1 pseudogene is annotated in these 340 nt (G+C 77.4%); it reads left to right on the top strand.

Features of this window, described 5'->3' with window-relative positions:
• Positions 1-280: pseudogene (locus GTW40_RS32930) on the top strand (hypothetical protein); the annotation flags it as partial.
• Positions 281-340 lie beyond the last annotated feature (60 nt).

Here is a 340-nt window from a genome sequence, read left to right as displayed (position 1 = left end):
GGCGGGGGTTGTGGGGCGTCGGGCGGAGAAGGGGGGCGGAGCCGTGGTGCCGGGTGCGGCAGCGGGGCCCTATTCGCCGAGTCGGCCCTATCGGGCGCCTAACCCCGACACGAATCCGTATCTGCGGCTGCCGGAAGTGCCGCCGGGGGCGGGTGGGGGCGATGTGTCTGGGGCGCCTACCGTCGCCAGTCCTACGCTTCCGCCTCCGCCTCGGCGGCGGCGGTCCGGGTCGTCCGATCAGGGGCCACCGCCTCCCCCGCCTCGGGCGCCGGGTGGCTGACGCGCCTGCTGTTCCGTGGGGGCGGGGCCGCGGCGGGGGGTATCCGTCCTCGGTCCGGCG

Origin of the sequence: Streptomyces sp. SID4985 (assembly GCF_009863025.1) — a bacterium.
GTDB lineage: Bacteria > Actinomycetota > Actinomycetes > Streptomycetales > Streptomycetaceae > Streptomyces.
Note: the sequence above shows the minus strand (reverse complement) of the source record. Positions and strands in the feature narration are given on the sequence as shown.